Annotated in this window: 18 protein-coding genes; 4 read left to right on the top strand and 14 right to left on the bottom strand. The window is 42.1% G+C overall.

What is annotated here, in order from left to right:
* Positions 1-184 precede the first annotated feature (184 nt).
* From QTN47_RS18775 to QTN47_RS18750, 6 genes are all read right to left on the bottom strand, one after another.
* On the bottom strand, positions 185-1,687 hold the full coding sequence (locus QTN47_RS18775) for an alpha-L-fucosidase (RefSeq protein WP_369330951.1): 1,503 nt from the start codon (positions 1,685-1,687) through the stop codon (positions 185-187).
* 310 nt (positions 1,688-1,997) lie between these two features.
* The gene (locus tag QTN47_RS18770; protein ID WP_369330950.1) at positions 1,998-2,459 is read right to left on the bottom strand and encodes an L-rhamnose mutarotase; all 462 of its coding nucleotides are present in this window, start codon (positions 2,457-2,459) and stop codon (positions 1,998-2,000) included.
* A gap of 20 nt (positions 2,460-2,479) precedes the next feature.
* Positions 2,480-3,784: an alpha-L-fucosidase gene (locus QTN47_RS18765; RefSeq protein WP_369330949.1), complete on the bottom strand. Its 1,305-nt coding sequence runs from the start codon at positions 3,782-3,784 to the stop codon at positions 2,480-2,482.
* A 465-nt stretch (positions 3,785-4,249) separates the two neighbouring features.
* Positions 4,250-5,899, bottom strand: a complete 1,650-nt coding sequence (locus QTN47_RS18760) for a sodium:solute symporter (RefSeq protein WP_369330948.1) — start codon at positions 5,897-5,899, stop codon at positions 4,250-4,252.
* 4 nt (positions 5,900-5,903) lie between these two features.
* A complete protein-coding gene (locus QTN47_RS18755; protein WP_369330947.1) occupies positions 5,904-7,124 on the bottom strand; it encodes an enolase C-terminal domain-like protein in 1,221 nt (406 codons plus the stop codon).
* Positions 7,125-7,141: 17 nt separating this feature from the next.
* Positions 7,142-7,906, bottom strand: coding sequence for an SDR family NAD(P)-dependent oxidoreductase (locus QTN47_RS18750; protein ID WP_369330946.1), 765 nt, complete (start codon positions 7,904-7,906; stop codon positions 7,142-7,144).
* A gap of 373 nt (positions 7,907-8,279) precedes the next feature.
* On the opposite strand from QTN47_RS18750, the gene QTN47_RS18745 reads away from it, so the two are divergent.
* Positions 8,280-9,164: an AraC family transcriptional regulator gene (locus QTN47_RS18745; RefSeq protein ID WP_369330945.1), complete on the top strand. Its 885-nt coding sequence runs from the start codon at positions 8,280-8,282 to the stop codon at positions 9,162-9,164.
* A 33-nt stretch (positions 9,165-9,197) separates the two neighbouring features.
* Here QTN47_RS18745 and QTN47_RS18740 read toward each other — a convergent pair whose 3' ends face one another.
* The 3 genes from QTN47_RS18740 to QTN47_RS18730 all read right to left on the bottom strand — a co-directional run bounded on the left by QTN47_RS18740 (position 9,198) and on the right by QTN47_RS18730 (position 12,444).
* Positions 9,198-10,166, bottom strand: coding sequence for a TIGR03885 family FMN-dependent LLM class oxidoreductase (locus tag QTN47_RS18740; protein WP_369330944.1), 969 nt, complete (start codon positions 10,164-10,166; stop codon positions 9,198-9,200).
* Positions 10,167-10,369: 203 nt separating this feature from the next.
* A complete protein-coding gene (locus tag QTN47_RS18735; RefSeq protein ID WP_369330943.1) occupies positions 10,370-11,227 on the bottom strand; it encodes a DUF1259 domain-containing protein in 858 nt (285 codons plus the stop codon).
* Entirely contained in the window at positions 11,224-12,444 is a 1,221-nt protein-coding gene (locus QTN47_RS18730) for a chromate transporter (protein ID WP_369330942.1), read from the bottom strand. The genes QTN47_RS18735 and QTN47_RS18730 overlap by 4 nt, the downstream gene beginning before the upstream one ends.
* A gap of 589 nt (positions 12,445-13,033) precedes the next feature.
* On the opposite strand from QTN47_RS18730, the gene QTN47_RS18725 reads away from it, so the two are divergent.
* The 3 genes from QTN47_RS18725 to QTN47_RS18715 all read left to right on the top strand — a co-directional run bounded on the left by QTN47_RS18725 (position 13,034) and on the right by QTN47_RS18715 (position 15,824).
* Positions 13,034-13,651, top strand: coding sequence for a TetR/AcrR family transcriptional regulator (locus QTN47_RS18725; RefSeq protein ID WP_369330941.1), 618 nt, complete (start codon positions 13,034-13,036; stop codon positions 13,649-13,651).
* Between the two features lie 65 nt (positions 13,652-13,716).
* Positions 13,717-15,015 carry an MFS transporter gene (locus QTN47_RS18720; protein WP_369330940.1) on the top strand — a complete coding sequence of 433 codons (1,299 nt, stop codon included), beginning with the start codon at positions 13,717-13,719 and terminating at the stop codon, positions 15,013-15,015.
* A 245-nt stretch (positions 15,016-15,260) separates the two neighbouring features.
* Positions 15,261-15,824, top strand: a complete 564-nt coding sequence (locus tag QTN47_RS18715) for a cysteine hydrolase family protein (RefSeq protein WP_369330939.1) — start codon at positions 15,261-15,263, stop codon at positions 15,822-15,824.
* Between the two features lie 253 nt (positions 15,825-16,077).
* On the opposite strand, the gene QTN47_RS18710 is transcribed toward QTN47_RS18715, so the two are convergent.
* The 5 genes from QTN47_RS18710 to QTN47_RS18690 all read right to left on the bottom strand — a co-directional run bounded on the left by QTN47_RS18710 (position 16,078) and on the right by QTN47_RS18690 (position 26,863).
* Positions 16,078-17,244 carry a glycoside hydrolase family protein gene (locus QTN47_RS18710; protein ID WP_369330938.1) on the bottom strand — a complete coding sequence of 389 codons (1,167 nt, stop codon included), beginning with the start codon at positions 17,242-17,244 and terminating at the stop codon, positions 16,078-16,080.
* A gap of 124 nt (positions 17,245-17,368) precedes the next feature.
* A complete protein-coding gene (locus QTN47_RS18705; RefSeq protein WP_369330937.1) occupies positions 17,369-19,675 on the bottom strand; it encodes a hypothetical protein in 2,307 nt (768 codons plus the stop codon).
* 104 nt (positions 19,676-19,779) lie between these two features.
* Entirely contained in the window at positions 19,780-22,113 is a 2,334-nt protein-coding gene (locus tag QTN47_RS18700; RefSeq protein ID WP_369330936.1) for a YyaL domain-containing protein, read from the bottom strand.
* A gap of 138 nt (positions 22,114-22,251) precedes the next feature.
* Positions 22,252-24,777 carry a hypothetical protein gene (locus tag QTN47_RS18695; RefSeq protein ID WP_369330935.1) on the bottom strand — a complete coding sequence of 842 codons (2,526 nt, stop codon included), beginning with the start codon at positions 24,775-24,777 and terminating at the stop codon, positions 22,252-22,254.
* Between the two features lie 259 nt (positions 24,778-25,036).
* Positions 25,037-26,863 (bottom strand): RagB/SusD family nutrient uptake outer membrane protein, encoded by a 1,827-nt coding sequence (locus QTN47_RS18690; protein ID WP_369330934.1) that lies wholly within the window; start codon positions 26,861-26,863, stop codon positions 25,037-25,039.
* Positions 26,864-26,876: the final 13 nt, after the last annotated feature.

Raw genomic sequence — 26,876 nt, 5'->3', positions numbered from 1 at the left:
TTAAGTTCTATTGATGAGCAGTGATCATCTCTATTGAAAAAAAGAAACACGCCTAAGAACAAAGCAACATGCTATAAACAAGATTTTACAACCCTTGTTTAGGATTTTAAATAACAAGCCGCCAGTAGCTTGATGATACTGGCGGCTATTCTTTTCTAAACCCAGGTGATACGAAAGTCGCTCTTTATTTTTTATCCGGCATATCAATTACATTGATCTCGTAAATTGAAGGAGGCGCTGTTGCCTTTTTCACATTGAACCGTAACCTGCTTGTGCGATAACGTTTAGGTAAACGGATCACTTTACAATCACCCATAGGTTCAGCTCCAAGATAAATTGTTTTCCAACTTCCTTCAAGCATGATATCAACACTGTACTCCTGTATTCTCGGAATGCGTATCTGCGAAAAACCATCCGGTAATTCTTTTGTATCCTGGTATTCAAAAATGCTAATCTTGTTGAAAGCCTTTGATGAATCAAGTTCTATATCGAGACTTGCGAGGGTATCCACGGAGATCCAACGGCTATCCAGGCTACCGTCTGTAACCAGGTTACCTTCATGGCGCTTGCCTTTTTCCTCAAACACACTTGTGGCTACAACAGGTTTAAGAGAAGAAATAAATTCACCGTTTTGCGGCAAAGGTTTGTTTGGAGCGAGCCCCAGCCTTTTGCCTAGTTCTATGGCTGTTAATGCTTCATATTCTCTTATCCTTCCAGTCTGATCCGGAGGGACATTCAACACAAGTGAATTATTGTTGTAAGTGCACCAATAAAAAAGCTCCTCCAATTCATCCAGGTCTCGTGTTGGCAGCTGCACACTTTTCTGAAACCAGTTCCAGCGCTTGCTTATACAAAGCGTATGCTCAAACGGCATATAATAGGATTTGCCATCGTGCAGGTATTGCTTTTTATCAAAACGGGTAATCATTTTCGGATCCCACAATCTGAAATCAGCAGGAAAATACTGAAAGAAATATTTGTTGTCTTCCGTCATCAGGGAAGGCTGCGTATAATTGCGTTTACCTTCTGTAGTTTCAATAGTGTGGTTAACACTTACCGCGCAAGCCGGATTATATTTTTTAACCAGCTTATATATTTGATCTATGCCCCAATCCTTCGGCTTGCGATCCCAGCCACCGTCGAGCCATAATTCACAGATCTCTCCATAATTACTGAACAGCTCTGTTAACTGATTCAGCATGTAGTTGATGTAAACCTGCGGATCGTTATTCCTGTAAGATGGTTCATGTCTGTCCCACAACGAATAATAAATGGCGAACCTGATCCCGTATTTTTTACAGGCGTCAGACACAGCCTTTACAATGTCTGTTTTTACAGGAGCGGATCCTACATCATAAGTAGTGTATTTGCTATCCCACAAGCAGAAACCGTCGTGATGCTTGGTTATGAGCAACACATACCTGAAGCCTGCTTCCTTTGCGGTTCGTACCCACTGTTCCGGATCCAGGTGCGTAGGATTGAATTTTTCAACGGGTATAGTGCCATCAGACCATTCAACATCAGCAAAAGTATTCAAACCAAAATGCATGAACATACCATAACCACGTTTGATCATTGCCTGCTGTGCCAGGTTAGGTTTGTTTGATGGCAGCTGTAGTTGGCCAAAGCACCGGCCTAATATCGCGGCAAAAAAAATCGGTAGTAAATAAAATTTTTTCAATCTCATTTTTCTTGATTCGATTCTGAATTATATAATCATGACTTGCTAAAGATCCGGTTGGCAATGCAAAACATCAAATTAATCATCGAAAATGACGGATTTGTATGTAAGCTTACTGTCTGTGGACCTCTGTGTCTGCTCTGTGCTGCTCTGTGTAACTAATTGTTGACAATACTTAATAAAAGTTATTATTACACGAAGAAATACAGGGGAAGACGCAGAGTTACACAGAGCTTTTGCGATAAAGATCTGTCATATCATTTTTGGACTGTGTATCGCATATAATCCAGTCTACACTGTATTTAAAACCATCTGGCTACTTCAGAAAAAACACTTCTTCCGCCCTGCTCCAGGTTTCATTTTTTGCAGCTGCATCGGGCAACGGAATTTGTGCCGGCGCCGTTTCTTTCCACCAGCGTTGCGTGGTGCTGTCTGCTGCCATCAGCTGCATATCCTTAGCAAAATCATTTCCTGTGTATTCAAAATAACTGAACAAATAATACTTGTTTTCAATTTCTTTGAGATAGATGGAATAGTTCTGAATATGACACGCTTTTATTTTTTTGGCAACACCCGGCCAAATTGATGCATGCAACTGTTTGTAATAATCAATCTTGTCAGCCTTTATACCGGTGACCATGCCAAAGCGTTGTATGCTTTTCAATGTATCTGCAGGCATGCCGCCTGCTTGTCCTGATTGCTTTACACCCTGTTGGTCACACGCAGAAAACAGCAGAACCGGTAAAATCAAGAAACAAAACTTTCTTATATTGAACATATATGCGTTTTAATGAAATACTAATGTATAACCGGTAGCGCTTCTGCATTACCGTTTAGTTCCAACACTACAACATATTCTTGCTTTCCGGCCAAAGCAGTTGGCAACAACACACGAAAACTATCCCGGTCATTTTCAACCGTAATCTTTTCACCGTTTAAAACATGTGCATTTTTAACCTGTTTACCCGGAAGATTTTTTAAAGTGATTGAAGCAGTATCTGTTTTAATTACATGCAGATAAATATTGTTGCCTTTGCGGGTCGTTGCATAGTTTGCAGTCGGCTCATATGGCCCGCCTGACGTATTATAAATGGCTTCACCGTTTGTTTTAAGCCAGTCGCCGATTTCGCGCAACCTTGTAGCCTGGCGCGCTTCTATACGTCCGTCAGGCATAGGACCAACATTCAAAAGCAAGTTGCCATTCCCACCTGCGGTTTGAGAAATGATCGCAAGACATTCTCTGAGCGATTTCATTTTATCATTCGGCTTCCATGACCATTGGTTGCAAATAGTAAAACAGCTTTCCCACGGCATATTCATGTTAAGCTTACCTACAACCTGTTCTGGTGTATCATAATCACCAACCATTTTGCTTTCGTCTATTTTGGCATTATCTATACCTGCCATTTCTTTACCCAGCCTGTTATTTGTAATAACATCAGGTTTTAACTGTTTAAGATATGCATACATATCTCTCCCCATTTCTTCGGTCCACGGCTTTTCCCATGCCCCATCAAACCAAAGCATATAGGGATCGTATTTCGTGATCAATTCCTTCAACTGGTTTTTCATAAACACGATATACTTGTTCATATCCGACTTAGGATCAGGATCCTGACCCGATGGGCTATGATTCGGGTAGTCCGGGTGATGCCAGTCTAGTACTGAATAATAAATACAAAATTTAATTCCCTGCTTTTTACATGCTGCCGCCAACGCTCCGACAATATCTTTTTTATAAGGAGAATGCATGATGTTGAAATCGGTGTAAGCGGTGGGCCACAAACAAAATCCATCATGATGCCTTGCAGTAATGGTCAGGTATTTCATACCAGCTTGCTTAGCAATGCTAACCATATCATCAGCATTAAATAGCACGGGATCAAATTCTTTATACAAACTATCATACTCATCAACCGGTACATCTTTACCGCGCGACCAACCTATTTCCGTGCCACGCAGGCTTACAGGTCCCCAATGAATAAACATACCAAAGCGTTTATTCATAAAATCCTTTACAACCGCTTTACTTGTCTTATTCTGCGAATAAGCAGTCATACTTAAAACAATCAAAAACGAAAGCCAGGTAATTCTTTTATTCATCATTAAAGTTTTTGTCTATAGTTAATATTCTTCGATACAACTGGTGAATAGTGAATGGTCAATGGTGAAGGGCACAAACTGGCTGAGTAAATGTATGCTGCTCCAGTTATTACTATCCCCCGGTCGTAACTTCTTATGCGCCCCTATGTGCCTTCAATGCAACTAGTGAATGGTCAATGGTGAAGGGCACAAACTGGTTGATTAAATGTCTGCCGCTCCAGTTATTACTATCCTCCGGTCGTAACTTCTTATGCGCCCCTATGTGCCTTCAATGCAACTAGTGAATAGTGAATGGTCAATGGTGAAGGGCACAAACTGGCTGAGTAAATATATACTGCTCTAGCCATTATTGACCTCCGGCGTAACTTCTTATACGCCCCTATGCGCCTTATATGGTTCAAAAAACTTCGCTTCGGTCAGCTTTAAGCTTTAGGCTTTAGGCTTTAAGCTTTACTCATTCACTTCTTACCTGAACACCGTATATAAAACAGCCATTGTAAGCAGTAACAATAATGACAGCGTTTTGTAATTCCCAAGGCCAGACCATCCTTTACTTTGCAACGGTTCACTTAACGATTTCCAAAACAGTTCCCTGCTTTGAGCTGTATGTTGCACGGGATATACATAAGAAAACACTACCTGTATAAGCACGCATGCGCAAAACAGGTAAAAAGCCATCATCATAAATGGAATACCGGCAAGAAAACTATCCGGATAGAGCTTCGTTGCAGCATAAACAGCAGCGCCAAGGAATGAACCGATCCACAATGTCAGTTGAGCAGACACGGCGGAGGCTTTTCCCCAAAAAACACCGAGGATAAAAACACAGGTGATCGGAGGAGCTATATGCGCAATCACATCATTAATGCCTTCAAACAAACTCTGGTATTGATTTAGCAGGGGCAACAAGCCAATGGAAACAATCAACGCAAGCGCAGCAGACAACCGGCCCACCTGAACCAACTTTTTATCAGATGTAGCAGGCTTAAATCTTTTATACAGATCAAAACTGGATAATGTAGCGATAGAATTCAAGGCGCCTGCAATCTGGCTCATAAGGCCGGACAGCAAGGCTGCCACCAATACGCCTATTAATCCATTTGGTACCAATTGCGTTATCATCAATGTGTAAATACCTTTTGTATTCAGCGCAAGCTGGCCATTTTGATCAACGTGCTGCAACGCACTTAAATCCAGCTTTTGCGAATGATACAACACATATGCAAACAGCCCGGGCATTACAAAAATAAATACAGGCAGTATTTTAATAAATCCGCAAAATAACGCACCCGCCCTTGCGTTGTTTTCATCCTTAGCACCAAGGGCGCGTTGGACAATTGTTTGATCGGCACACCAATACCAAATCCCCAATACCGGATAACCGAAAAATACTGCCATCCACGACATGCCGCTTTTATCACCTAACGGACGCATCATACTCACCTTTTCAAGCGCGTTTTGGCTGCCCAGTATTTCAGTAACATGATGCCATCCGCCAACCTTGTTCCAGGAAAAAAAAGTTATGATAATGGCGCCTGTTATAAGTACAATACTTTGAATGGATTCGGTTATTACCACCGCTTTCAGTCCGCCAATAATAGTATATAAACCAGTTAACGCTGCAATAACAATAATGCTGACATACATATTAATTCCAAACAATGTTTCCAACACAATGCCTCCCGCCAAAAAGGAAAAAGCAATATGAATGATTATCGCAGAGATGATCGAAATAAATGCGAGCCAGTCGCGGCATGCCTTGTTGTATCTTTTCTCCAGAAAATCAGGAAGTGTAGACACGCCTGAACGTATGTAAAACGGAACAAAGAAAAGCGCCAGCAGTATAAGTGTGAATGCGGCCATCCATTCAAAGTTTCCGTTCAGCAAACCTGAATCAAAGCCGCTCTGTGCAAGGCTTACCAGGTGCAAACAGGAAATATTTGTCGCAAACAATGCCAGGCCGATCATTGGCCAGTGCAGTGTTTTTCCCGCTAAAAAATACTCGCCGGAAGTTGTTGTTCCGTTCTTCTTTTTACGTGTGCCCGTCCATAGACCAATCGTAACAATGGCCAGTATGTAACACACAGCAATAATTATATCTATTGTACCAATCATCAGGTTATTTTAAATCGCAACTACTTCCCGCTTCCTGCGGCGTAACATACACGCCGTTCTCAATTTTCACGGGATGAACAAAATGTTTACGCAAATGAGGAATATGTTCCAGGAACAAAGCTTCATGACCTACCGAGATATGATTAAACAGAACGAGGTGCTGATGCAATTGCCCCATATCGCCCACATGAGGGACAACCGGGATTCCGAATTTCTTACACAACAAACTCACAAGAATAAACTCACTAACCCCTCCTACCCTTACTGCATCAACCTGGATAAATCCTGCACAGCCGGTTTGTAAATAATTTTTAAAGATGATGCTGTTGGGCACGTGTTCACCTAACGCGAGCTTAACAGGCGCAATTTCATCAGCCAGTCGTTTGTGTGCTAAAATATCATCCGGATGCGTTGGCTCTTCTATCCAGTAAGGATTAATGTGCTGCAATCTTTTGCAAATCCGAAGAGCTTTGGAAAGATCCCATTGCTGATTGGCATCGAGCATTACCTTTACCTGGTCACCCGCTGCTTCACGAACAATTTCAGCCCTTCGTATATCACGCTCTTCATCAGCAGAACCTACTTTCAGTTTCATTGCAGTAAAGCCTTCGGCTACAGCTTTTTTACAATTAGCTCTGATGTCCTCATCCGAGTAATTGAACCAGCCGATAGAAGTATCATATGCGGTATATCCTTTTTCTAAAATTGACAGACGCTCCTGCCTGGTTACACATGTTGAACGAAGCAGATCCAATGCTGCAGATTTTGACAATTCATCTTCTATATACGAAAAATCAAGCAGGCCTATAATCTGTTCAGGTGTAAGATCTATCAATAATTTCCACAATGGCACACCTCGCTTTTTTGCCCAAAGATCAAAACAGGCGTTGGTAACAGATGCCAGGGCCAGGTGGACAATTCCTTTGTGCGGACCGAGCCATCTGAACTGCTGTTCATTTGCAAAGCGATTAAACAGCAAGCCAAAAGAACCCATCAATTCTTCAATATCCTTTCCTATTAACTGCTGCGCATAAAACTCCGCGGCTTTGCAAACAAGATCATTTCCTTCACCCAACGTAAAAGCCAAACCTGTTCCGGTAATGCCACTGTCGTCGATCAATTCAGTTACGGCGTATGCATATTGCGGATCTCTGTGTATAGCATCACTTCCCGCCCCTTTTTCCAGTTTGTAACGGGCGTCCCTTGTCTTAATTTTTACGATCATCTTTATTATGTAATATTTTAAACCAGGATTTTATAACCAAGCTCAGCGCCACCACTCACCGTCAATATGCACCCCGTTATAAAGCGGGCAGCATCACTAACAAGAAAAACACAGGCGTCTGCAATAACATCTCCGGCTGGCATTGCGCCCAGTGGCTGGAGTTTGTTCAGGTAATTCTTTATTTCTGACACGTTTGGTTGTTGCTGGCTCCATGCATCAAGCGCAGGCGTTTTTATGGCTGCAGGCGCAACTGCATTCACCCTCACTTTCAACTTTGCGTAATCAAGCGCCATCGCTTTTGTAAGCGCATTGACAGCGCCTTTTGTTGCTACATAAGCTGCATGATTATCTTGTCCAATGGAGCCCACTAATGAACTTGTATTGAGAATATTTCCTTCGGATGCGGCCAAATGATCCAACGCGTAGCGGGTGGTGAAAAGAATGCTCTTAAGATTGATATTCATTAAACTCTCCCACTCCTGGTTAGTAGTAGTATGCAGTGGTTTTGATGGATTGACTATTCCCGCATTGTTGTGAACAATATCCAGTCTTCCAAACGTTTTTATAACCGTTTCTATGGCAAGCTTTACATCATCTTCAAAACTTACATCACATTTGATGAACAAATGTTTTTCGCCCTGCAATAAATTAATTCTATTTTCACCACCAGGATTTATATCAGCAATACATACGGTAGCACCGGCCTTAGCATAAGCCAGGGCACATTCCCAACCAATTCCATCTGCACCTCCGGTAAGAAACACTACTTTATCAGCAAGCATGTTATTTCAGTTATTAGGTAAACAAAACTATTTTTATCCTGTTGGACACACTAAAAGCGAATTGACCAATACTAACACAATATTAGCATTGGATTATTTACACAAACGCTTGTCTTAAGATAGTCGATGTTATTTTAAATTCATAATGAGGTAGAAGGTGGCAGGTGTCAGGTGTCAGGCGTGAGGTGTCAGGTATTAGCTTTTAGCTATTACAAAGGCAATAGATAATGTAGCAGGAGATTTTTTTGCAATGCTATGTACGCATATATGAACGTTTTAAGACAATGTATCGATTGACTGGTGTTCGCCCACGTTTGCCTCCATTTCCGTATTTTAGCAGTAATTACTGTCTTTTTTTGAAGTTTCCGCTAACATGAAACCTGTTTTTGCCAAAATACCAGAAGATCTTAAAGAAGTGTTTGCCGTAAGAGTTACGAATCTTCCCTATTTTTCGACAGAATTTCATTTTCATCATGAATGCCAGTTGGTATATGTTGTCGAAAGCGAAGGCAAGCGGATCATTGGCGATAGCGTAGAAACATTTACAAATGATGAAGTGATACTATTGGGTTCTGATATTCCGCATGTCTGGTGCAATGACAGCAAGTATTTCGATAAAGATCAACAGGAAAAATCTGCACATTCTATCGCAATATTTTTTGATCCGGAGAAGCTGATCGAACTATTATCCCATTTCGGCTCTGTAAAAAAACTGGAATCGTTATTAAAAAATGCCGGAAGGGGAATTAGCTTTCAAGGCAAAACAAAAGAGAAAATAAAGGAACTGATAACAACGCTGAAGGAACAGGAAAATCTTTCGCGGCTGATAACATTGCTTAAAATATTTGAAGTGGCCATTCAAACCGATGAATATCACCTGTTGGCAAGCAGCGGCTACGTCAATACTTACCACGCAAAGGACAATGACAGGATGGACAAAGTATTTAAATACGTTTTCAACAATTTTACACGTGATATTCAACTTGAACACATTGCAGAGTTAGCCAATATGAACAAGCAGTCTTTCTGCAGGTATTTTAAATCACGAACACAAAAGACGTTTATTGAATTTCTTAATGAAATACGTATTGCTCATGCCTGCAAGCTAATTGCCGAAGGAGAAAATCATATTGCCGGCATTGCTTACAACTGCGGCTACAACAGCTTATCCAATTTCAACAGATTTTTTAAAGAAATAAAAGGAATAAGCCCTAAAGCGTATTCCAAACAAATATCCCTGTCAGCACCAGGTGAATAGACCTGGCCAGGATAGCAACTTTTGACCGGTTGTTTATCCCGAAATACTTTTTGCACGGGAAAACACTTCTCCAAAGTGCTGAATAAACTGTTCGTGCTTCTTATTAATGTTATGAAGAATAATCCGATCAACACCAAGTTCCTCAAACCGGCCGGCATGTTCAATCAGCCGATCTATGCTGGTAAAAACTTCTACCTTATTCTCAACATCTTCTAATGAAACATCACTGGCAGCTTCATCAAAATGTTCAGGCTCGTGTAGATTAGCCAGTTTATCCTGTGATACAAGATTTGCGCTCCACTGATCGTGTGCACCTTTTATAGCCTCCTCCCGGGAGGTATCGTAGGAAAATGAAAACTGAATGAACACTGGTTTCTCTGTTCCTGCCGTGCGCCTGAAGGCATCAATCTTTTCTTTGGTTTGCTCCAGGTCACCGGCGGTTGTTAGCAGTCCATCAGCCCAACTACCGCACCACTCTGCTGTTTCGGAAGAAAGCGCAGCGCCAAATAGTTCAGGTGGCCGGTCAGGAAGTGACCAGAGCCTTGCATCTTTCACTTTTACCAATCCGGAATAACTTACTTTTTCACCATTCAGCAGTTTCCTGATTATTTCTACTGATTGAAGCAATCGTTCATTCCTTACATCTTTTGGTGGCCAGGGATCGCCGGAGATCTCTTCGTTAATGGCCTCTCCACTTCCCAATTCCACCGAAAATCTGTTTGGAAACATTTCAGCCAATGTAGCAACTGCCTGTGCAACAATCGCCGGATGATAACGTTGTCCCGGCGCACAAACAACACTGAAAGGAACAGATGTTGCCTGCATTGCAGCCCCAAGCCATGAAAATGAAAAACCGCTGTTGCCCTGCCGTTTGCTCCAGGGTTGAAAATGATCTGAAGAATGTATTGCCTTAAAGCCAGCCTGTTCAGCCATCACAGCCAGTCTTAGCAAATGCGACGGTGCAAACTGTTCGTGCGATGCATGATAGCAGAATATAGCCATTGGGTTGTTTTTAATGTTTAAGCATCTGGCCAATCAGCCGAAGCGTACCGGTTAAAGCATCCAATTTAGATGCCAAACAAATGCTTCTACCTTATACCAGGTTTGGATGCTGCTATCACCCGGGGCTATTCATTACATAACAAATACATTGGATAAAACAGACGAGACGCTACAACACCGCTGAGACATCAAATAAAAAAGACCTACTTTTTCGAATTCGTTTTATCCAACGCGGCTTTTAAGCCGGCGGCCAATTTAGCCGGGTCATCAACGGCCCAGAAGTGCAGCATGAAGAGGCGTGGATTATCATACAACATGTGGTTATGAACGGCAGTGACAGCTATTCCATTTTCAGTCAGTGCTTTTATCACAGCATTTACTTCATCTGCCAGCAATACAAAATCACCGGTGATACCTGCTTTATTTCCATCCATTTGAAAATTAATTGCAGTCGCCATGCCAATGGCAGGAGGCATTTGCATACCGCCCTCAGTCAATTGCTCGTTACGTACAAAACTGTATTGAAGCAGGTTACCAACATGCTTACCTTTATTCCCCAGCACGCTTTCAACGCCGGACCAGTCAACATTAACCTGGGGCGGCGGAGGAGGAGAAGATAACGGTGTTGCTGTAACACCAAGCACTGATTTTATTTTTTGAGCAAGATCAACTGCATCACCATGGCCTGAAAAGTGCAGGTATTTAATAGCAGGTCTTTCATTTACAAGATGATTGTGAATAGCTGTTATTTCGAGCTTTAAGCTGACGAGCTTACTAACAACCTTTGCCACTTCCGCATCCTGCATTACAAGGTCTCCCATCATCATCGTTTCGTTCCCCATTTTCATGAACGCGATCCATGAAGTAAATGCCAGGCCCGGCGCCACGGAAAAATCATTGATCTGCACTTTTAAGTCGCTACGTGTAAAGGTCACTTTATAAACACCACCTTGTACAGCGCCTTTTTTTCCGAATACTTTTTCGATCCCGGCAGAATCAACCTGAGCCTGAATGGTTCCAATGCAGCAGAGACATACCAGCGAAAATACAATACGTTTCATAATAACATTTTTAATACCACACCAATGACTGCAGCCACTAATATGATAATTGGTTCCTGAATTTTTTTGAAATAGATCAGGGATAAAACTGCAACAATGGCTATTATAGCAGTAGCAATATCTGTAATACTACGTGTCGCGATTATGATGACGGCGCCTACAAGGGCTCCGACAACAGTTGCGGTGATGCCATCTACAAAACCCTTAACCGGTTTGTTCCTGGCAATCTTTTTAAAGTAAGGCGCGGGCAAGATTGTGAAGAGATAGCATGGAAGAAATGTTGCCAACGCTGCAACCGCTGCGCCGGGAAAACCAGCTACCAGATAGCCAATGAACCCGACCGTTATAACAACCGGACCGGGAGTGATCATGGCTACCGCAACAGCGTCGACAAATTGTTGTTCGCTGAGCCAGTGGTATTCCGTTACAACGCCGCCATGAAGAAAGGGAACAATCGCCAGCCCGCTACCAAAAACAAACGCACCTGCTTTTAAAAAGAAAACAGCTATTTTCCACAATGTGTCTGTTTGAAAATCCCAAAAGTTTATGCCGGTTAATAAAAAGAAAGAAGACAACCGCGCATCGCGGCTTAGCCATTGCGGAGGCGTCTTTACCAGCATATATAGCAAACCGGCAAAAACAAACAGAAGAATATTTTCTGATTGTGTAACGACCGTTACAACAATGCCTGTTAAATACAATATCCAAAGGAGCCAGTTGGTTTTAATGGCATTCACCTGGAGCTTGCTTACGGATTTCACCGTGAGTTTGTAAGCACTCATAGCGATGATGCCTATGACCGCTGCGCCAACGCCATAGAAGACGGCCTGCATCCATGGCAGCCCGCCAAATAGCCGGTAACAAATGCCAAGCACTACCACCATAACGAAAGATGGTAATACAAAAGCCAGACCAGCTAATGTAGCTCCTACAACCCGGTAGTGAACAAAGCCCAGGTAAATACCTAATTGTGCCGCTAACGGCCCCGGCGCCAATTGTGCAAGCGCCAGACCTTCTTTATATTCTTCTTCCGTTATCCATTTTTTTTGTTCTACCAGATCCCTGTGCATGTAGCCCACCAATGCTACAGGGCCTCCAAAACCCAACGAGCCTAGCCTTAAAAAATAAATGACCAGGTCTCTGAGAGAATAAACAGGTGCAATGCCTTTTTCTTGTTCAGCCAATGAAGTAGCCGGATTTCTTGTTTGTAATTTCATGTAGACGAATCTAAACGCAATACTAGGCAGCTCTAAACTCTGGAAATAGAACGTATTTAACTTTTGGAATGTTCTTTACTTTTTAGCCATTTTTTTTTGATCGAACCAGGTTCGAAGTCCGCATTGTATGCAGCATGGAAATGAGTGTGGTGTACCAATTACAAACTATGCTGATTAAATGGTCTTGTTGCATGGATCAATAAATATCGCAACTTACGCGTGCGAGAAGTTTTAAAGAGCAAAACTGGTTGTTGGTGCCCTGCGCCACATAGCAACCCTGCACACCGAACAACGGCGGCAGCGTGATTATTCAATCAGGGTAGAATTATTAGTGTTTATAGCAAGTTTATTTTGACCGAACCGGGTTCGAAGCCTACCGTTGTTGATATGCAGTATAGGAACGAGTGGGCATACCAACAACAAATTATGCTGATGCACATACATCAGAAGAGGCAGGTCCCCGGTTTCTTTATTATATTGAATGGAGTATTATCCAGCCGTTGCGTCACTCCAAACTGCCATACATTTTGACATTTTTTGTCGTTTTGTCTAAATGCATTAATTTTGCAGATCGATTATTTTATTCCAAATGCTCACAACAAGCGTACGAAGAGAAGATATTATCCAGGAGCAGATATTACAGGCTGCCCAACAACTTTTTCAGAAACATGGTTTTCAAAAAGTTACGATGGATGATGTTGCAAAAGCTGTAGGCAAAGGAAGAAGTTCCATCTATTACTATTATAAAAACAAGGATGAGATTTTTGACGCGGTTGTAAATGTTGAAATAAAAGATATTCTTACAGAGCTCTCCAAAGCGGTAAACGAACAAAGCAACACAGAAGAAAAGATCAGGGCATTCTGTAGCACCAAGATAAAAGTAGCTAAAAAGAAAAAAGGCTTCTTCACTGCAATGGAAGCCGGCATGAATGCTGACGAGATATCGCTTTACTCGGAAAAAAAGAGTAACATCAGCAAACGCATTATGAAAGAAGAAGGAGCGCTGTTACAACAAATTCTAATGGACGGCGTAAAAAGCAAAGAGTTTCCTGCAATCTCTTCTAAAGATCTGGAAATGATGGTCTTTGTATTGCTTTGCAGCCTGCATGGTTTAAAGCGTGAAATGGTATTTGAAAAGAATTCCGGCCGTATAGAAGCCGCAGTAAATATGCTTACAAAGATGGCTATGCAGGGAATTGAAAAATAATTTTTTTTGGACGACTTTCGACATTTTATCATTTTTTGTCGAATTGACAAAACGCTATTAAAAATATGACTAACAATGAAAAACATGGTGCATTCAGGGCTTTCCGAAACAGGAATTATACGTTGTTCTTTTGCGGCCAATCCGTTTCGCAGATCGGTACATGGATGCAGCGCACAGCCGTAAGCTGGGTGGTGTATTCGCTAACGCACTCCGCCTTTATGCTGGGACTTTCAGTTTTCGCCCAACAGTTTCCTTCATTCTTACTTTCTCTTTATGGAGGTATTGTTTCAGACAGGTACAGCCGTTATAAAATATTGTTGGTTACACAAACAGCATCCATGATACAGGCTGTTTTACTGGCCGCATTAGTACTTACTCAACATTATTCTGTCTGGGGAATATTATCGCTTAGTGTCGTCCTGGGTATAATCAATGCATTTGATACCCCTGCCAGGCAACCGATGGTACACGATATGGTAAACGACAAGAATGATATTGCCAACGCACTGGCGCTCAACTCTGCAATGGTAAATATTGCCCGATTAACAGGACCTGCTTTGTCGGGCATCATTCTTCAGTCATTTGGTGCCGGCGTTTGTTTTGCATTAAATGCATTGAGCTTCCTGGCCGTACTTGCCTCTCTCCTGCTGATGCGTTTACCTAAGTTTACGCCGCCGCAGTCAAAAAAGAAAGTGTTTACTGAACTCGCTGAAGGCTTTAGTTATTTGAAACAAACACCCGCAATCGGTTTGGCACTTTTAATCATCATGCTACTGGGTCTGCTTGTATTACCATACGATACGTTAATGCCGGTTTTCGCAAAAACTGTCTTTAAAGGGAATGCAGGCACTTTCGGCTACATCACAAGTTTTGTTGGTCTCGGCGCAATTGCCGGCAGCATGCTACTGGCATCGCTGAAAAAAGGAACTGATCTCAGGAAGGTGCTTATAGGCAGCATTGCCGTATTGGGCACCGGCCTGATTCTTTTCTCACGAATCAATACATTTCACGTAGCAATCCCATTCTGTATAATAATTGGCTTTGCATCACTAATGCCCATGACAGCGGGCATTACGATTGTGCAGACAGAATCAGCTCCGCACATGAGAGGACGTGTAATGAGTTATGTGGCACTCGGCTATTTCGGCATGCTTCCGTTTGGCAGTTTACTGACAGGAACAATATCTCAAAAGATCAGCGCTCCGGCAACAATGCTTTTACAGGGGATAATTGCAATTGTCATTTCCTTTATTTTCTGGCGGCTTCACAAAACAAATAAAAAGCGACAGAAAGATGTAATTGAAACGGAGCAGGCTGAAGCAACAGTAATCGCATCAATTGACAAACCAATGTCGATGAGTTAAAGTTGTCAATATCAAGCTCGCATAAAATATCATGAGCAGATCAATATTCGGGAGACCTCTCCTATCGTCGAGGTGACGATGCGGGTGCAGCCTTCCTCATTATTACATAAGGATCAATAGAGCTGCTGTGATTACTTTTTCCGACAAGCCAGGATCGTCATGTCGGCGGCAGGAGACATCTCCCAAAGTTGACGATGTATACTAACTAAACACATTGAATTAATAAACTATAAAATTCACCAGAGATGGAACAAAACAAACAAGGCACCGCATTGCTGGTAATGGACATGCAGATCTCCATTTTCAGCCAACTTGCCAACGCAGACCATGTTATAGCAGAGACGAGAAGAGCCATTGACAATGCGCATCAAAAAGGCATTCCCGTTATTTACGTCGTGGTAGGTTTCAGACAAAGCTCGCCAGAGATCAGCAGCAACAATAAAAGCTTTGCAGTAGCTAAGGAAATGTTCGCCAATGTAAACATGCAGGATTTCATAAAAATACATCCGCTGCTGCAACCACTCGAAAATGAGCTCACAGTTATCAAACGTCGCGTGAGTGCGTTTGCCGGCAGCGACCTTGAAGTAGTTTTAAGAAGCTTCAATATCAATCATCTTGTACTTGCCGGAATTGCGACAAGCGGTGTGGTTTTATCGACCCTCAGACAGGCTGCTGACAAAGATTATAAACTAACCGTTTTGTCAGATTGCTGTGCTGACAGAGATCTGGAAGTACATGAGATACTAATGCAAAAAGTATTCTCCCGCCAGGCGGATGTGTTTACCGCTGAAGAATGGATAAACAGCTAGCTGCTCAAAAGCTATTCGTATATAACAAAAAAGAGGAAAGAACTTAAACAGTTTCGTCCTGCAAATGAAGCGAAATTGGCGCTGATACCGGCGGTATGAATAATGCAGATGATACCTTACCACATACCTGCCGGTTGACAGCATTGTTTATGAAGGGATAACAAGAGAAGCTGATGCACTAAAGTTCATCATTCAAATAGTTATATCCTGTAGACATTTGCCGAAATTCAGGCTGCAAGCAAAAGCGAATGGCTTATTTGCTTTTAAGCTTAAAGCATACATTGAAAGTATTTGAAGTGAATTCTACTTCAGTGGCTTTCATTCTTCCTGGTTCACTGATAGAAGCAGCCGCAAATATAGCCTGTGGCTGCCCGTTTTTACCGGTTAACAGGAAAGGCCGTTCCAGATGTGCCAAATCAATTCTGCGTTGACCTTTAAATTGTATTTCTTTTAGCGACACGAGCGAGTGCATGGCTTTTGTCCAACGCATACCGTCAATAGAAGTAATCAATGCAAGTGCCCCAAACTGAGGTGCAAGCACTCCGCTGTTGGAATAATATTTAACCAGTGCATAAAATCTTCTTCTTTGCTTATCATACCACAGGCAAGGATCTTCACAAGCCATCTCCGGTGTTGTAAATACTTCTGCAATTTCTTTGAATATACCATCGGGCGTATTGCTTTGCGCCATCCAAAGTGTCATATTGCCAACATTGGGCTTTCTTGACTTATACATCATGTAATACTTACCATTCGCTCCTTGCGTAACCGAAGGGTTTGTAGTCACCTCAAAAGTGTGCACATTGTCGGCCTCCATAATCGGTTGCAATGATCTTTCATATTTTCCGTTGACCAGATCTGTGATTGTCCGGGCCTTTAGCACGCCGATCTTTTGTGTGCAATTATATTTAAGCCAATGATTCCATTCTTTTGTGTTACTGCTGCTGTTTGCAACTGCAAAAGCTGAATCAAATGAATTGCTGATATAGTAGAGATAATAAGAATCACCGAACTTTCGGACCTGTGGATTGTGCATGGTGAATCTGTCCCATCTATTCGCATCACCATCACCTTTCAATATTGTTTTTACATAATGATAAGGTCCTTCAGCTTTGTCAGCTACCGCATATGCTATCTCGGAATATTTGAGCCAACCCTGGAAACCGTCGAAAATATAATTAAGTGAATCATCATCCAACGCGTGTTTACCATGTGGCCATCTTGAATAAAACATGTGAAACTTTCCGTCATCACCCTTAATAACACTGCTGCACCATGTGTAATAATCTTTTGAATAAAATATATCTGATGAATCAATTTCCGATGGCATCATTTTCTGAAGATCCAAATCATCCTGGCCAAAACTGCAGATTACCGAAGCTGATAAAATTATAAATATCAAAAACGCTTTATTCAACATAGAATTGCACGACTTTAACAAAAAAAGGTTACACAGAGTGGCACTGAGAAGACACAGAGGTACACAGAGTACATGCTTGTGCTTAACTAAATCACATTGATCCCGCAAATATAAAATCCCTTATCTAGTGACTTGCACCGGATGCGTTAGCCCGATAAGCTTTATCTCCTGATAATTGAACAAACAACTTCCTGTCCGATCCATCTGCTTTTGTTTTATATAAATTCCAACGGTTCTCATCTATTTGTTCAAGATGAAATGATTGAGAAGCATCGGCCAGTTCTTTCTTTACCCATCGCGGAAATGCATTGGCTGCCCTCGCATTCTCCCATGTTCTGACAGCTTGGAAAATGGCGTCTTTTTGAGGACAGCTTTCTACTTCTTTTTGATTCAGGGTTAAACTGTATGTTGTTCCCACGCCTACAGAGATCGCCTGTACATGTTCGTAATCTTCTACTTTTGATTTGGCGTTAATGGGAAAATTGCCCCCCATGCCCACAGGAAAAAAATTAGCATAGGTTACATCTCTCAGATCTTTGCCCTGGCTTGTTGTACTTCCCCATTCACGCGTATCTACATCGTATAAGTTTTTGCCGCCACCTACATTCCAGATACTTTGATAATGCCAGGAGCCTTCGGACAAAGTAGCTCCCGTAAACCGGATGGATGAAATGCCCAACTCCGTTGCTCTTTCAAACATTTTTCGAAAGAAACGCTTAGCCGAGTAATATCCATGCCCGTTATTAAATAAAAATTCCTGACCATCAAAATCATAATAGCGCAAACCATTGATTGAACAAACGTCCGCGTAGTATTTCGCTATTTCATCCTGCAACTGCATATTCGGGATAATGCCATCGTACCCGTAATTAACAGTCACCTGTAACTTTAAAATGGTATCGCCGGCTGCATGGGCTGCAGGCTGGGTTTTCCAGTAGCCGCGTTTTACCTGCAAAAGCCGGTATGGTTTTGTGTTGGAAACACCCATATAGTAAATAAGCTCTTTGCCAATTTTAATCATATTGAGATCGGCACAATGCCCCTCCCAACTGGCAATTTCTTCAAGATGCGCTGGGTCGTCCACTGTAATGATCGTATCAGTAGCGCTGATACTTTTTGTCAGCAAACGTTTTTGCTGATAACACAAACTGTCGCTCGGAACAGGGCTTGCATCTTTGGTACCGGGCGCAAGAGAATTGGTGATCGTCGTTCTTCCGATAGTAATGCCATATTTAGCGGCCATCTCAGAAAACGCTTTATGCGAAACATTTTCGCCCGTCAATTTCAGGCTTTTCTTTTCAAATTCCTTTCCGTCAATATAACCATTGTTGCCGCGATCGGGTCTTAGAAAACCCTGATCATATAAACTGATTGTTTTAAAACCCAATCTTGAAGTATAGGAAATTATACTGTCATACAAGCCTCCATTTGCAATAGCATCAGGAACATACGCGACAGGATCTTTCACCCATTTTCCGTTGATGGTTGGGTAAGGCAGTTTTTCCAGCAACACTATATTCCGGATAACATCGGTTAAAGCCGTGCTGTCCGGACTGCCCCACAATGCAACGGAAGAGCCGATATAATCCACGCCTGGCAGGGGTTGTACCTGAATGTGGTTAGGTGTATTGGCAGCCATATGGGGAATAAGTGAATAATTTACTTCTCTACTCAAAGACCGGTCGCGCGATTGGTAGGCGATAGATATTCTTCCTTTTTTATCCACGAGTGCGGCATTGCCATACATGATCCTGAACCAGGGTTCCTTATGTGAATAAAACGCCACATCACTAATACCGTCCCCTCCCAGCGAAAAAACCTGGCCTTCGTGCAAGCTGTCAGGCAAAGGATAACACTTATGGTCAGGCGAATGAATAATATACTGAAAAGGAGCCGCATCAGCTACTGTCTCTGCTATCCCGCCCAACGTGTTATCGTTTAAAGCAAGCATGCCTATGGCGTAATTAACGGCATCGCTCGTATCGCGGCTCACGCCAATTATTTCACCCATCAGGTTGGTGATATTGGTATGAAGAGAGCCCCACTGAATAGCATCAATTCCATTGCGCGGCGCAAGTGATTGAAGGGTTAACTTAAAATATTTTTGTTTGGGTTCTATGGTTATTGCAGCCACCGACCCGTTGGGATAATGCAGCTTAATTTTTTTATCAGCTTTGGCATAGCTGGCTTTAACAGGCTGATAGTAGCTATTTTTTTTACTGTCATACAGACTCATTAATGGCGAAGGTTTATCGGCAGGACTAAACTCACGGTTAGGCTTCTTCGTGATATTCATCATACTTGTGATGTATCCCCGATCATCGATCTTTATTTTAAAATAATCCGTACTGAAGCTCACCTGAGCATTCGAACTGAATGAAGCAATCATTGCCAAACAGAACAGAAAACGAAATTTAACAAGTCCCGACATACTGAACAGTTTTTTGATAAAATTTTGAACCGATAACACATGAGCACAAAACCCTTTAATTATAAGAAGAATATTCCTCAATGCAATTGCAGATTGCTCACCGCTCATTGCTGATAGCTGACAGCTGCCTTGCTATCTATATGAACAATTACCTTACCGCCCGCTTTAACCAACACTTTCGGCCACTTTGTAAAGGCTGTGTAACTTAACGGCTTTTGCGACATAGCTTTTGTTTCTGCAAATATGGATACGCTGGCATCATAAGCTGTAGGATTGTTAACAGCAAGTGTAGTTCCGGAGGCATCGCTGGAAACGATTTTCGCAGTCACATGATCAAATACATACAACTTCTTCTGATCTGTCTGGAGATAGATGCCAGGCAATTCCAGCGCCATGAGCATACCATTCGTTTCCGTCCATGAATTGCGGGTATTGATAAAATTTCCGATACTGGACTTTCCTTCTGCATCACTTGGTTGAATGCGTTCCATGGATGATCCTATCAGGTTATGTGTTGTCAGGTGTTCCGGTCTGTTTACAGCTTCTGCGTGTGCATGTTGAATGTCTCTTATCAGATCCGCATACAATTCATTACCTGTGGCACGGTACAACTTGAACAAATAATCGCCCGATGCCGTACAAATACCCGGTGCAGCATGTTTATTCTGAATACTTGCCCACATAGCACCGGCCATGTTGCATTGCAGTTTTCCAATGTCACTGTTTGCCGGGAATACAGGATCGTAAGATAATGTCCACGTAGCACACAATGCCGCCTCCACCTTTGCCATCTCTATCCATTTCTGATCCCCTGTAAAATAATACAAAGCCATCAGCGATTCAAGAAATCCAAATGCGGATTCAGAATTCGCGTCCTGGGAAATATCACCACAATCCCCACCTGTCAATCCCTGTTTTACAACATCCCTCTCATAATAATAGGTTGCCGAAGCCGCTGCTATCTGTAAAAACTCAGGCTCATGAAAATATGCAGATGCGATAGCCAAACCTGCAGGAGCTATTGCGCCTGCTGTTGAATTAAACACCGCTATTTCTCCATTTTCAGGAACGATATACTGACCAAATTCTCCGTACTTTTTCCATGTATTTACAAATGCTTGTGCGAGGCTTCTGGCCGATTGTTCCCATTCTTTTTTTATTAACGATGCATAGCCCTGTTCTTTAAGCAACATCAAGTGTTTCAGTAACCATAACAATGCATCACTGTTCTTCCTAACCATAGCCTGGGCAGCAGAATAATCCGGATTCATTTTCTCCGGGCGAATTTCTCCGTCCGCTGTTATTCCTCCGTAGAAAAAACCGCTTTTTCCCTGCAACTTGTTTACTACAAAATCCAATTCCTGTGTTACCCTGTTTCGTTCAACTTCATTATTTAGTGCGAGCATCGGATATGAATTCATCATACCGCTCACCCATCCCAATTGAAAATCTTTACTGTTTTCGGGCAGATAATAACTTCCCACCGGAAATGTGCGCCAATTATTACTACAAATGCCCGTTGCCATATTCAGCAATGCACTCATCGGCAACTGGTTCCTGGGTTGATTGGCACCTGTTACAGTTTTCCTTACCTCCATAAATTTCTTAAGCACTGAGGGAATATCTGAAGCATCAAAAACATATACCCTGAAACGCAATGTCACTTCATCGCCAGCCTTCCAATCCGGCGCTTTATCACCGCTTTTATGAAAATCGCCAAAACCCGGCGCCAGTTTTCTTACAGCCGGAATATTGATCGAGAACAAACAACTATCCTGCGCCGCATTTTCGGCAATGGTCAGTCCGTTATTACCCCATTGCGTTTGTTGTTGCGTGAGGATTATGAAAGCTTTTTTCTTTTTTGGTGAAAAGAAACACATAGCAGGAGTTGCAGCATTGCCTGTTTGTAATTCCAGTAAAGAAGCTTTATTTTTTTCGATTGCAAGGCGGGGATTATTCGAGATCGTTAATGGCACGCGAGGATTATAATACATGCTGCCAGGATAAGGAGGATTGTAACCATCTCCAATAGACTGGTAACGGTTGCCATTGTAAACGATGGCCGGCACCAGCACATAATTTTCACGGCTCCATTGTGCAAAATTAAAATTGAGCGACGCTGAAGAAGCGGGTGCAAATCCCTCTTCCAGCTTAATATGCAGTTCTCCATCCAGCGCACTTTGTTCTCCCTGTATTTTGTTTGCATTAAATTGTAAACGCCATTTGCGGGTGGAATCAACAATCGTATTATTCCTGAAGCTCCATTGGCCGGATACATCATCATGATTAAAACGGCTGATTTTTACCGAAGCATTTCCCCGGATATCTGAAAGTAACTTTAGCAATTCAGCTTCATTATTATTCTGTGCCGAAGCATTCAAACACATTTGAAGCACGATAAATGTCAGGGATATTTTAATAACAGTGAACTTAAACATCTTATTAATTTAGAAACAGTACAAGAAGTGCAGGTTATTATATTACATTGTGCGTGGAAAAACATGGTGAATAACAGGCAGCAAGCAATAAAATTTAAAATTCATTGCCAAAAATTGCCGCCACCCGGACCGCCTTCATTAAATTTCCTGAGACTCACCGATAGTAGTAACTACAATGTCCAGCTTAATCCCTTCACCTGCTTTAGTTACCACGGCAACCTGTATCTTGCTATTTCCATGACTTAGCAAAGGCAGGCTCGCCGTTTCAACCCTGGACAATACTTTTCTATGAGCATCCGTAATAAACAACTGGTTATTCCTGCTTATGATATACTGACCTGCTAACAGTTTTGAATTAACAACAATTTCTTTTCCGTTTGCCAACACTATCTTCATTCCTGCTACAGAAGCATCTTTTGACCCGCTAACTTTTATAGACAATTGCAGGGGTTGTTCTTTATACGAGTTGCTTACTGAAATCGTTTCTGAGGCATTATTGCCTGACGGAGTTACCGACTGCCTGTTCTCTTTTACTTGCGTAATAGTAAACTTGTTCCCCTTCTGTTGCAGATGAAATTTATAATCCAGATCTTTGAGCTTGTTTTTCCACGCATTCGTAAATACGCCAGCTTCGCGTGCATACTGCCACGTTCGGTAAGCACTGAATATTGCTTCTTTCTCAGGATTGTTCTCTACAGCTTCTTTACTTAAACCCAGCATATATGTCGCATTCCAACCGATGGACTTGGCCTCCAGGTTCTCTGCATCATAAATCGTCCAATTACTTGCAAAACTCTGAATACCAAACGTTGCAGGAAAATAATTGCTTTCAAATACGTAGCGCATATCTTTTCCCTCAATGCCCCATTTGTTTTGCACAGGGCTGAACATATGATCGCCGCCACCAACATTACACACACTCATATAATGCCAGTTACCTTCGTAAACACAACTACCCATTACACGCAGATAGTCGCCTCCACTCTTTTTATAGCTATCAAATAATGTTCTGAAAAATCTTTTGAATGAATACTGACCATGGCCCTGGTAAACACAACTTTCAAGTCCGTCAAAATCAATATAATCCATTCCCCCCTCGGTAAGCCATTTACCATAATAGTCCGCATACACTTCCTGCAGGTTCATATCAGGGGCAAATCCATGGTAGCAGTTTGGCTGAAGCTTAACAATGGTTGTACCTGGTTTATATGAGCCTTTTGAGGTTCCGTGAAAACCTCTTTTAACATGAAGAAAAGTATAAGGTGGTTTTGTGGTAATGCCGTTATATTCAATCAGCTCCTTTCCTATTTTAAGGACATTGGTGTGATTGCCTTCCCAGCCGCCAAACTCATTGAAATGACTGGTATCGGCAACAGTTATAACCGTATCACTCTCTGATATATTGCTGGTGATTGTCGTGCGCATCATAATGGCCAGACTGTCGCTTGGAACAGGTGCAACATCACTGTTATTATTCGGCTGAAGGAACTCACATAACGTATGAAGTCCATAACGGATAGATTCTTTTTGCATTAATGCACCATACTGAGAAACGGTCATATTGTTGCCGTTATGAAAACTAATTTTGTTGTGACCCCAACGATTTTCAGGATTGGGATAATACTCTCCCCAACCTTCATCCTGCACGGCTTTAAGTCCCAACTGTTTAGTATATGAGGCAAGGCTGTCATGTGCGCCCCACCAGGCAATATCCGGCCGGAAAGAAGCAGGATCTTTAACCCATTTTCCATCAACTTCGGGATGTGGCAAGCCTTCATTAAGCACAATTTTCTCTATTGTCTGCAATCCCAGGGAATCAGGACAAGCATACAATGCAATGGCTGATCCCATAAAGTCCGCATCTGTAGGCAAAACAAGTTGGTAGCGCGCTGAGTTAAATCCACCATCTACATTCGGCGGCAACACGGGAAAGCGAATCATTTGCTCTTTTCTGCGGTCTCTGGACTGCATACAAATACTTGACCCAAACGATGGTTCTAACGATGCACCATTGCCGTAGCACATTCTGTAATATTCTTCCGGTTGAGAATAAAAAGCGATATCGCTTATGCCGTCACCACCAATCTTAAACGTTTGCCCTTCCTTCAGATGCGCAGGCAACGGATATTTTTTTGGATCCGGCGAATGAATGTAATAATACATAAAGCTCATGTCACCATCGGTCGGCGGCCCGCTCACCGTATTGTCATTCAAACCCAACATACCAATCGCAAAATCATCGCTTCGCACTACAGATATAATATCGCCTATAGTTTTTGAAATAGTTGTTTTGTATGGTCCCCATACTATGTTGTCAATTCCTTCCCGCTTTGTTAGTGACACAAGCTGAAGATATACATATTGTTGTTTTTGAACGGCTTTAATGGTTGCAACAGAGCCATTCGGGTAAGTAAGCAATATTTGTTGCCCGCTGTTATTATAATTTGCAGCAACAGGTAAAATATATTGCTTGTTCTTACACAGGCTCATCAGGGGCGATGTCATTCCTGCAGGATTGTATTCGCGTCCTGTTTGTTTACTTTTTATAGAAGTGATAAAACCATTACCATTTAAATTGAATGTGGCAAATTGCGTTTGTAACTTTTGTGCATTTGCCAGGCTGGTTATGCAGCACACAAAAAGGAATATCTTTAATTTTATCATATTGAACAACATTTCAACCGTCGAATGTTTAAATGCCGTCGAAGATACTGGTCGGCAGACTACTAAATTGCCGCTTTCTTACCATTTCCTTCTGTTTTATTGTCTTCAGAGAACATTATTACGGACAGCTCCGTCTCTGCAATTTGAAAAAATTCACACTATTTTCCGCCGGGTCTATGCAAACAAAAAAGGCCATCCCAATTTTACTTCGGGACGGCCATCTGCTTGTAATCTAACTGCTATGAAGAAAAACGAAAGCTTATTGCAAGGGATCAAACGAACCGCCCCATTCATTGTTCTGCGGCAGATTTTGTGGCTCGATTGAAATTTGTGCCGGATTTAAAGCGTAAAACCAGTGATTTAAATCGAGGTTGTAAACATCTGTAGTGCTACCTATATTGTACACAACGGCAGAAAAGCTTGACCTTACAACCGGATCCAGGATAGTACTTGTGCTTGCCGGTAACGGTTGACCGGGTTTTAATGCCACTACCAGTGAGTAATTCTTGTTACCCTGATTATTTAAAATGTCAAACCGTTTCCATCTTCTCAAATCAGAGAACCTGAAATTTTCGTATGCAAATTCAACCTGTCTTTCATTAATATACGCCGTTCTTATTTCACTTTGTGAGGCAGCTGTTATACCGTAGTTACCAGAAACTCCGGCAGCAATACCAGCTCTCTTTCTTATGTTGTACAACACAGCAAGCGCCTCATTTGCTTTACCTGTTTCATTGGCACACTCGCCATAGTTCATTAACAACTCTGCAAAGCGCATAGGCGACCACCAGCTTTTGGCACCTGCAGCACCGGATACAACATTACTACCAGTAAGCGTAGTATCCAGGCCTTTTCTATTCAAAAAACCTGTGCTGCCAAAGCCAAATGAAGCCGGCACACCTGCTATTTGCGCTACAAGACATACATATTTGCTATTTGCAGCATCCCATTGATATACGCCCCAATAAGGCAGTCTTTGCGTAGCTGATGGAAACAGATCCGGAGTTGGATAATATGTTCCTCCGCTAAAGATCGTAGCATAGAACCTGTCATCCCTGTTGGTATAAAAATCAGTGAGGAACTGCTGGTTATAAACCGGGTTTGATTTTAGCTGGTTGGTATCAGCCTGCATGGGTGTGCCATCTCTTTTAGGAAAAGCTTTCAGCAAACTCCATAAAGCGTCGTCAGCATCTGCTGCTCCATTGGTAAATGGTTGAGGCCTGATTGCTGCAAAATTCATGTAATGGTCCTGATAAAAGTATTGATTAACCATTATGGGTTCGGGGTTGCTTGATGAGTAGCCTGAATACCATATACTATTGTAATTAGGTGTTAACCCATATCCAGCTGTTGTGGCCTCGTCAACAGCTGCTTTACAGGCACTGTAAGCACTTGTCCAACGAGCCTGATCATTTGAAGGGTTAAATAACGGGCTTGCATACCACAATAAAATTCTTCCTTTTAATCCCATCGCTGCAACCTTTGTTACTCTGCCATAATCTGCTCCTGTGAAGTTGGAAGGCAACAATAATGCGGCACTGTCCAAATCCTTCACCATTTGTGCAATGCATTCAGAAGTTTTGTTGCGCGGCACTTTCAGGCTTGCTGTATCTAATTGGTTTTGGGTATGTAAGATCAGAGGAACGCCGCCAATTTGACTAACCATACCCCAATAAGCCCATGCGCGCCAAAACTTGGCTTCACCGGTGTATTGCTTATTTAAATCTGTGCTTAAAACCGACGCAGGAACTTGTGCCAACTGATCCATCAAATAATTACACTTGTCAATATTTGTGTAATTCAAATCGGTATAAGTTGTAGAGGCAGTTACAATTCCCTTCAGATAATTGCTGATAGGTGAGCTGTAGCTTTCGTCAGTATTTACACCACTACCCAGCGGCCATCCCGGCATAGAATTGCCATAAATATCCGTGAGAAATGCCTTAATCAAATTCGGGTCTGTCCAAACCTGCGATGCATTGATCGCGTTAGGATTATTATAATCGAGTCCTTTTTTACATGATGAAGCCAGTATACCGGTAAGTATCATCACAGTAAAAAAACGGTATCTGAATATTTTTTTCATAAATCTTGATAAT

This window comes from Danxiaibacter flavus, assembly GCF_041060425.1.
GTDB classification, from domain to species: Bacteria; Bacteroidota; Bacteroidia; order Chitinophagales; family Chitinophagaceae; genus Danxiaibacter; species Danxiaibacter flavus.
This window is presented reverse-complemented; position numbering and strand designations above follow the sequence as displayed.